Genomic DNA, 7,906 nt, shown 5'->3' with positions numbered 1-7,906 from the left:
CGCGGCAAAGGCAAGAAACTCGCGCTCGATGCTGTCCGGGTCGGGCCAGCCATCATGTACGACGATGCGATATTTGAGGTTGAGCCTAGCGTTGGGCGCCAGCTCCAGCTGCTCGTCTCGCACAAAGCTGGGATTAATGTAGCCAAATTTCGCGGTGTCGGAGAAGACGTAGACCGGGGAAGGGTGCCGCGGATTGGAGGGATGATCGAGGATGGCGAGGCCGGCTACGATATTCTGGTCACCATCCGCTACGCCACTGAGGTCGATCCAGCGCGCCTTGGCCCCGTTGGTGGTCTCGCCAGTCGCGCCTTCGCTATTGAGCATCCGGAACTCGCGGAGCGAGCGAGCTGCCCGCCACCCCAGACCTGAATAGCCGCCCCAGGGAGTCTCGTCCGTTATGGGCGTCGCGCTGAGAATGACGGCTTCCGTGCCGACCGTGAAATCCAGTTCCCAGTCGATCGTGTAATGATTGTCCTTAGGCACACAGATGCGAACAAGGCGGCGCTCGTGGATGACACTAGATCCGGTCGGAGAAATATAGTCGATCGATGTCGTCACCTCCGCCTGGTCTGGATTCAATCTGGCAACTTCGTCCCCAGCCACCCGCGTGCGCCCCTCGCTGAGGAGGCGGATTTCACCGTCTGTCGATACGGGCTCCTCCTCCCAATAATTGACGCCGTTGATGTATTTCCAGGAGAACCATACCCCGCGGTGCCAGACGTGATCAGACGGCTGGGAGACGGTGAGCGGCACGCCGCGGACAGTGCTCAGCGGATGAACGAACGGTTTTGCACCATCTACGTTGGCAAAGCTGTAGGTGGCGAGGGGCTCATCAAAGAAGCGCAGGCTGATCTTGTGGCCGGGATGATAGTCCCAATGGTAATTTCGTGACATGGTCGCTCGGGTTTGGTGGGGTTGACTTGCTACAACTGGAGGATCGAAAGCATCGGTGGTCTGCGGACTGCTCCACTGATTTCTCAGCGAGAACGTGGGTCGTCGGGACTGGGTCGTCCAGCTTCTTGTGGGCTCGGTTCGCGCGCAACGGGACCACTCGGCTCAAACCCGAGATGTCCGGGCGCGTCGTTTCACGTTCTACCCAAGACTTTCCGGAAATTTCTGTCGAACTCCAACTGATATGGAACTCCACTATCTTTAGCTGGCGCCCAACTCCTTGAGAAATTCGTAGCTGCGGAGGACATTGTCGTCGCCGGCAATCTCGAGTGTCGAGTGTTCGGCCGGGCTGTTCTTGACCACGTCGTAGACCCCTTTGATGTCGACAACTCCTGCTCCCAGCGGAATGATTGCCATGCCGCAACCGAAGACTGTGCCGCGCTTATCGGACCAGTCGCTGGGCATGTCCTTCCAGTGCACGTGCCAGATACGGTTCCGGAATACTTTTGCCATTTCGACTGGGTCGGTGCCCGCGAGCCAAGAGTTGCCTGTATCGAGATTAACGCCAACCGTATCCGGGTGCCCTAGACGGTCGAGCACCGCGCCTAAGCCTTCAATCGTACCAGTTACAGGACCGTGGGGCTCTAGAAGCAGCTTCACTCCCATGGCCTCAGCAAGACGAACCGGCTCGTAGAGCTTCTCGGCGATGACGAAAACTTGCTCGTCGCTCGTCAGACCGTGCCCCCAATCTGTCTTCGGCTCACCTTCTGTGGTGATTACATCGCGGACCTTCATCCCCGCCGCGAGGCGCACGGCCTTGGAAACCTCTGCGTTGCCGTATCGAGACGGTGCCGAAGCGTCCAGCAGATTGGCGTGAGCGCACACGCTAGTGACCGTCAGACCATGGCGGGCGAACATGTCATTGAGGTCGCGTGGATTGTCATCGAGACTGACGGTTGCACTGAAGCCAAATTCACGCCCAAGCAATCCACCAGGATGGTTATCGGTGACATCGGCATATTTGAAACCGAGGGCAGAGATACGCTCGAGTTGGTGCTCAAGCGGCGAGAAGGGATCAACGAGGGCGAAGCAGCCGACTTTCATGTCTTTTCTCCAAGTTTATGCTGGGTGGAGACCGCAGCAACGCTGAGGAAAGGGCCTCAAACGAAATCGAGGCCACGAAACGCGGGACCGGTCCCAAAGAGAAGAGTCTCGGCTTGGTGCCACGTTTGGAATAGATGTCTCATCTGGAATAGTGTTCCATCCTTTATCTCTCTTCAGTCGTCTGATGTCAATTCGAGAAAGACGGATGTTGGAAAAATCCGCTAAGAGTTCGAGAGGGTCGCGCCCAAGCGTCTAGGAAACGCAGGGCGAGAGCGCGCGCAGTTCGCCCGTCCCGCGGCCAGACCAGCGCCATCGGGTCCGCTATGGGGGAGGCCGTCGCAACACCCGGGGAATGAAGGGCACTCGCGAACACACCAGCGCATCGCTCGTGGTGAGCGATCGCAATGAGTCTTTCGTTAGCCTTCTCCCGTCATCGATTCTGGCGTTTGAGCGGCGAAGAGATACACTCTTTCTCTCCGCCAACGCCAAAGGCAGAACCCGCCTCACACGCAACGGTTGACGATGTTCTCCAGAACTTCCTGCCTGCCCGAACGCAGCCGCGGCTCGATTTTTTCCTTCACGACACGCTCAGAAATCCTTCCAGCGTACGCTTGCCGGAGAGCATTGCCCTCGCTTCCGCCGAATCCCAGCCGGCGTAGCGATCCTCCAGCGGGGCTGAAAGCGGCTTGTCCTCGATCATTTTCGCCGCCGCCGTCAGGCCGCGCGGGCAACAATCCATGCCGCCGATAGCGCGAGCAGAAGATCCTGCGGGTCGAGCGACTGGCGACGCAGCTTGGCGTCGAAATTAGGCGCCGGCCCGGGTGATCAACTGCTTCGGCTGGCCGAACGGCGTGTGCCAGAGGTAGTTCGGGTCGGCCTGCACCCATTCAAGTCCGCCCTTCGAGCCGTAGATGCGCAGCTTGAGCCCGTTCTCGTGGCCGGCCGCCACCTGGCTCGCCCAGATCATGCCCTTGGCCGGATGCGACTTGCCGACCGGTTTGAAGCGCACCATCACGTTGACATTGTCGTCGAGTTGCCGCCCCGGCACGGAGGCGTCGAGATCAGCGGAATGTAATCGAGCTCCAGCCCGCAGACGAAGCGAGCGAGATTGTAGGCATGCGTGCCGATGTCGCCCAGCGCACCGCCGGCACCCGCCTGCTTGGGGTCGGAGCGCCAGGCCGCCTGCTTCTGGCCGGTGGCGGCGAGGTCCTCGGTCAGCCAGTCCTGCGGATATTCCGACTGCACGATGCGGATGTCGCCAAGCATCCCCTTGGCTACCATCTCGCGTGCCTGACGGATCATCGGATAGGCGGTGTAATTGTGGGTGAGCACGAACACCTTGCCGGTCCTTTCGACCAGCGCGGCGAGTTTGTTTGCTTCCGCCAGCGTCGTTGCCAGCGGCGTGTCGCAAATGACGTGGATGCCGGCTTCGAGAAACGCCTTCGCCGCCGGCACATGGACATTGTTGGGCGTGACGATGGCACCGCCTCGATGCCGTCCGGCCGCTTGGACTCGGCCTTGGCCATCTCGGCGAAGGAGCTGTAGCTGCGCGCCGGATCGAGCCCGAGCTCCTCGGCCGACGCCTTGGCACGCGCCGGGTCGGCCGACAGGGCACCTGCCACCAGCACGAACTCATTGTCCATGCGCCCCGCGATCCGGTGCACGGCACCGATGAAGGCGCCTTGCCCGCCGCCGACCATGCCGTAGCGGATCGGGCCTCCTCCCGTTTCCGATTTCGATGCGCCGACCATGATTTTCTCCCTCGTTGTTGCTTACCCTCCCCCTCGCGGGCAGGGGAATCGCATATGGCGATTTTGGGGTTGAGTTTAGGCTGAGAAAGGATTCTTTGGAGAGGCAGTTGAGCGAAGGAGCGACTGCCATTTCCTGCCTTGAGAGCTACTTTGGCGCGGTGCCTGATCCACGCGCGCCCAACGCCACGCACCGGCTTGGCGACCTGATCGTGATGATGATCGCGGCAAGCCTGTGCGGTGCCAGCAATGCGACGGAATTTGCCTTGTTCGCGCAGGAGCGCAAGCAGGCGCTGTCGCGGCTGATCGACTATGACGCAGCTCCCAGCCACGACACCCTTCTCGCGGCTGCTGCGCCTGCTCGACCCGGAGGCCTTCCGTCGCGCCTTTCCTGCCTTTGCCGCAGCTTTCGCCCGAGCCAGCCGAGAGACGCCCGAGGTGGTGTCGCTTGACGGCAAGGCTTTGCGGCGAGCCTACGAGAAGGGCTTGGCAGCCAGTCCGCCGTTGACGGTGTCGGCCTTCGCCGCCGAGACCCGGCTGTGCCTGGCGGCAGTCCCGCCGAGCGATGGTGAGAACGAAGTCGAGGCCGCGCTCAACGTCGTCGAACTCATTGATCTTACGGGCAGATTGGTTACCGCCGACGCGCTCCACTGCCACACCCGCATGGCTGCGGCCATCACCCAAAAAGGTGGCGATTACCTGCTTGCGCTGAAGGGCAACCGTCGTCATTGGCTGCGCCGTGCCAACCTGCAACTGGCCGACGCCACCCCTTCCATTGCCGAGCGGACCGAGACCAGCCACGGCCGCAACGAGTGGCGGCAGGCCGAGATCGTGGCGGCGGCCGAGCCGCTGATGCCCGGCCACCTGGCCTTCATCCGCATCACCAGCCGACGCGATCAGGCCAAGCCGTTGATGCGCCTGTTCATGGCCTCCACGCTCATGGCCGCAGCGGGCGCTCGACCTCACTAGAGCTCATTGGCAGATCGAGAACGGCCTGCATTGGATGCTCGATGTCCATCTCGATGAGGATCTCAGCCGTGCCCGCAAGGACAATGCCCCGCCAACACGGCCCTTCTCAATCGCCTCGCCAGAAACATCCTTCAGGCCGCCGATGCTGCCAAAGTTCCCATCAGCCATCGCATCAAGAAATGCGCCTGGAACGACGACTATCTCATCAATGCCATCACTCATATGGGATAGCCCTGCCCTCGCGGAGAGGGCCGACGCGTAGCGTCGGGGTGGGGTCGCCGGGCGTGGAGCTCGGCATCAACCGACCCCGCCCGGCCCTTCTGGCCACCCCTCCCCCGAGGGGGATTGTTTGGACTGGGGACATCGCGAACAGATGTGCGAGGACATCGCGAACAGTTTTGCATGCTATCGCGCCAGGACATTGAGGTCGATGGTTTCTATTTTCTGATGTCTGAACCAGGCGTCGAAGACACCGTCTGTGGCGGTGGGCCTGAAGGCGACGGATTTTCCTGTGAAGGCCCTGCACAAACGCATGGTGCGGCCAAGAATGGAGACGAAGCCATGCTGCTGTACGCGGCGGATGAGATCGCCCTTGGCGTATTCGAACGGCTCGACCGTTTCGCGATAAGGGCGCAGCGATGCCCAGTAGCGATCGAGCGGCACGCCGCCGTCCAGCGCATCGTGGGGACGCTGGGCGTTGTAGACATGGCGCCACTGGTCGAATGCGTCCTGGGCCTTGGCGAGATCGGCGAAGGGCGGTCCCTGCAGCGCCTCGGCCTTGAGCGAGCGATGGAAGCGCTCGTCCTTGCCGAGGGTCTGGGGATGGCAAGGCCTGGAGTGGCTGACGGCGATGCCGGTTTCGATTAGCCAGACGGTGAGCAGCGTGAAGTCGTTGCGGCCGCCATCGCCCCAGGCGGGCCATTATCGGTGGCGATGCGCCACGGCAAGCCATAGCGGCGGAAGGCGGCGACCAGCCGGGCTTTTACGGTTGCGGTGGTCTGGTCGGCGCAGGCCGACAGCGCGACCGAGAAGCGCGAATGGTCATCAAGCACGGTGAGCGGATGCAGGCGGCCGCAACGCAAGGCGACGTGACCCTTGAAGTCCATCTGCCACAGATCGTTGGGGGCGGCATGCTCGAAGCGGATGAAGGGCTGCGCTCCACCGCCCGACGTTCCCAACTCAATGCCGTTGCGACGCAGGATGCCGGTTACCGTCGAGGCCGCCGGCGTGCCGATACCCTCGCGGGCAAGCACACGCGCGATCTTGCGTCCACCCCAAGCCGGATGCGCCATACGCACCGCAAGGGCCGCCGCTTCCACCTCCGGCGCGCTGCGCGCCGGGCTCGATCGTGGCCGCCGCGACTGTTCGACCAGCCCAGCCTCCCCCTCGATCCGATAGCGCGAAAGCAGCTTGTGGCCACAGGTCCGGCCGATACCGAAGCGCTGGCACAGCACGCTTACATTCGCTCCTTTCGCCGACGCCAGCCTCACAAACTCCAGCTTCTGCTTCATCACGCTTCTGTCCTCGAATGGCATCCCGAACCCCCTCGCGCAAAAGCGCAAAACTGTTCGCGATGTCCTCGCACATCTGTTCGCGATGTCTCCGGTCCAAACAGGGGATCCGAGGGGGAGGGAAAAAGCGCTAGATTCCCATCATGGCGCGCAGCACCTTTTTATCGGTCGCGCCGCCGGCGAAATCGTCGAATGCTTTTTCCGTCACCCTGATGATGTGGTGCTGGATGAAGGGAGCGCCTTCGGCAGCACCATCCTCCGGGTGCTTGAGGCAGCATTCCCATTCCAGCACCGCCCATGAATCGTAGTCATACTGGGCGAGCTTGGAGAAGATGCCGCCGAAGTCCACCTGGCCATTGCCGAGCGAGCGGAAACGCCCGGCGCGGTTCGTCCAGCTCTGATAACCGGAATAGACGCCTTGCCGGCCGGTCGGATTGAACTCGGCGTCCTTGGCGTGGAACGCCTTGATCCGCTCGTGATAGATGTCGATGAATTCGAGGTAGTCGAGCTGCTGCAGCAGGAAATGCGACGGGTCGTAATTGATGTTGCAGCGCTTGTGGCCGCCCACCGCATCGAGGAACATCTCGAATGTCGCGCCGTCGAACACGTCCTCGCCCGGATGGATTTCGTAGCCGACATCGACGCCGTTCTCGTCATAAACGTCGAGGATCGGCTTCCAGCGTTTGCCCAGCTCGGCAAATGCTTCCTCGATCAGTCCCGCCGGCCGCTGCGGCCATGGGTAGAGGTATGGGAAGGCCAACGCGCCGCAAAACGACACCGACGCCTTGAGCCCGAGATTCTTCGACGCCTTGGCGCCGAACTTCATCTGTTCGACCGCCCATTGCTGCCTGGCTTTTGGATTGTTGTGCACCGCAGCCGGCGCGAAGCCGTCGAACTGCGCGTCATAGGCCGGATGCACCGCCACCAGTTGCCCCTGCAAATGCGTCGACAGCTCGGTGATCTCGACGCCGGCATCGCTGCAGATGCCCTTCACCTCGTCGCAATAGGCCTGGGAAGACGCCGCTTTCTCGAGGTCGAACAGCCGGCTGTCCCAGGTCGGGATCTGCACGCCCTTGTAGCCGAGGCTAGCGGCCCATTTGGTAATCGAGGGAAGTGAATTGAACGGCGCGGCATCGCCTGCGAACTGCGCCAGAAACAGACCGGGACCCTTCATCGTCGACGGCATCGGCATCCTCCCTCTCTCTTTTCACGACCAAGCATAGCGTCGATCGGGCCAGCCTGTTTGGTCATTCGACACAGGCGCCGAGCGCGGCGCCATTCTGGCATTGCGGATGGCGAGCAGGTGGCGCGCGAAAACAATGCGCTAGCTGGCACGAACCATGCCCCGGCACGCCCCGGCTGGAGTGCATTGTTCACACTCACGCTGCACTTGGGGGCCGACCGATGTCGACTGCTAAGCCGCTGACATCCGTCGGCTGCTCTATTCATACCAACGACACGGACGCAGCTGCCTTCCGCGGCTTCGGCGTGCTGCCGTCTAGCCCCCTATACATGCTCTCATCACGCCGCATTGCTTCGAAGCGGCGCGGCTGCCCCTCGATCGCGGCAAGGCAGTCCACGCAAGCATCGTAGAAGCAGCGCTCATGCTGATAGAACGGGGCTCCAGCTATATGCGGCGTTGGCAGCACGTTGGGATAGAAGCGGAATGGCGCGTCCGAGGGC

6 protein-coding genes and 4 pseudogenes are annotated in these 7,906 nt (G+C 62.1%); 2 read left to right on the top strand and 8 right to left on the bottom strand.

All coding sequences use genetic code 11. The features are described 5' to 3' along the window. The 4 genes and pseudogenes from NKH83_RS31290 to NKH83_RS31275 all read right to left on the bottom strand — a co-directional run. A partial coding sequence (locus NKH83_RS31290) for a DUF6807 domain-containing protein (protein ID WP_352808993.1) occupies positions 1-894 on the bottom strand: 894 nt, incomplete at its 3' end. Positions 895-1,152: 258 nt separating this feature from the next. Further along, complete coding sequence (locus NKH83_RS31285; protein ID WP_352808991.1) at positions 1,153-1,995, bottom strand: sugar phosphate isomerase/epimerase family protein; 843 nt, start codon at positions 1,993-1,995, stop codon at positions 1,153-1,155. Between the two features lie 503 nt (positions 1,996-2,498). After that, a pseudogene (locus NKH83_RS31280) lies at positions 2,499-2,802 on the bottom strand (xylose isomerase); the annotation flags it as partial. 1 nt (position 2,803) lies between these two features. Next, positions 2,804-3,746 (bottom strand): annotated as a pseudogene (locus NKH83_RS31275) (Gfo/Idh/MocA family protein); the annotation flags it as partial. Positions 3,747-3,853: 107 nt separating this feature from the next. Here NKH83_RS31275 and NKH83_RS31270 point away from each other — a divergent pair. Then, positions 3,854-4,195 carry a transposase family protein gene (locus tag NKH83_RS31270; RefSeq protein ID WP_352808989.1) on the top strand — a complete coding sequence of 114 codons (342 nt, stop codon included), beginning with the start codon at positions 3,854-3,856 and terminating at the stop codon, positions 4,193-4,195. Continuing rightward, a complete protein-coding gene (locus tag NKH83_RS31265) occupies positions 4,092-4,712 on the top strand; it encodes an ISAs1 family transposase (RefSeq protein WP_352808995.1) in 621 nt (206 codons plus the stop codon). Before NKH83_RS31270 ends, NKH83_RS31265 begins: the two co-directional genes overlap by 104 nt. Positions 4,713-4,715: 3 nt before the next feature. Here NKH83_RS31265 and NKH83_RS31805 read toward each other — a convergent pair whose 3' ends face one another. The 4 genes and pseudogenes from NKH83_RS31805 to NKH83_RS31245 form a co-directional block, all read right to left on the bottom strand. Further along, a complete protein-coding gene (locus tag NKH83_RS31805; protein WP_502895662.1) occupies positions 4,716-4,934 on the bottom strand; it encodes a hypothetical protein in 219 nt (72 codons plus the stop codon). 183 nt (positions 4,935-5,117) lie between these two features. After that, a pseudogene (locus NKH83_RS31255) lies at positions 5,118-6,247 on the bottom strand (IS481 family transposase). A gap of 106 nt (positions 6,248-6,353) precedes the next feature. Further along, positions 6,354-7,409 carry a sugar phosphate isomerase/epimerase family protein gene (locus tag NKH83_RS31250; protein ID WP_352808986.1) on the bottom strand — a complete coding sequence of 352 codons (1,056 nt, stop codon included), beginning with the start codon at positions 7,407-7,409 and terminating at the stop codon, positions 6,354-6,356. A 259-nt stretch (positions 7,410-7,668) separates the two neighbouring features. Beyond that, a pseudogene (locus NKH83_RS31245) lies at positions 7,669-7,906 on the bottom strand (hypothetical protein); the annotation flags it as partial.

Source organism: Mesorhizobium sp. M0909, from assembly GCF_040319515.1.
Classification (GTDB): domain Bacteria; phylum Pseudomonadota; class Alphaproteobacteria; order Rhizobiales; family Rhizobiaceae; genus Mesorhizobium.
The sequence above is the reverse complement of the archived record's forward strand: the minus strand, read 5'-3'. Positions and strand labels throughout refer to the sequence as shown.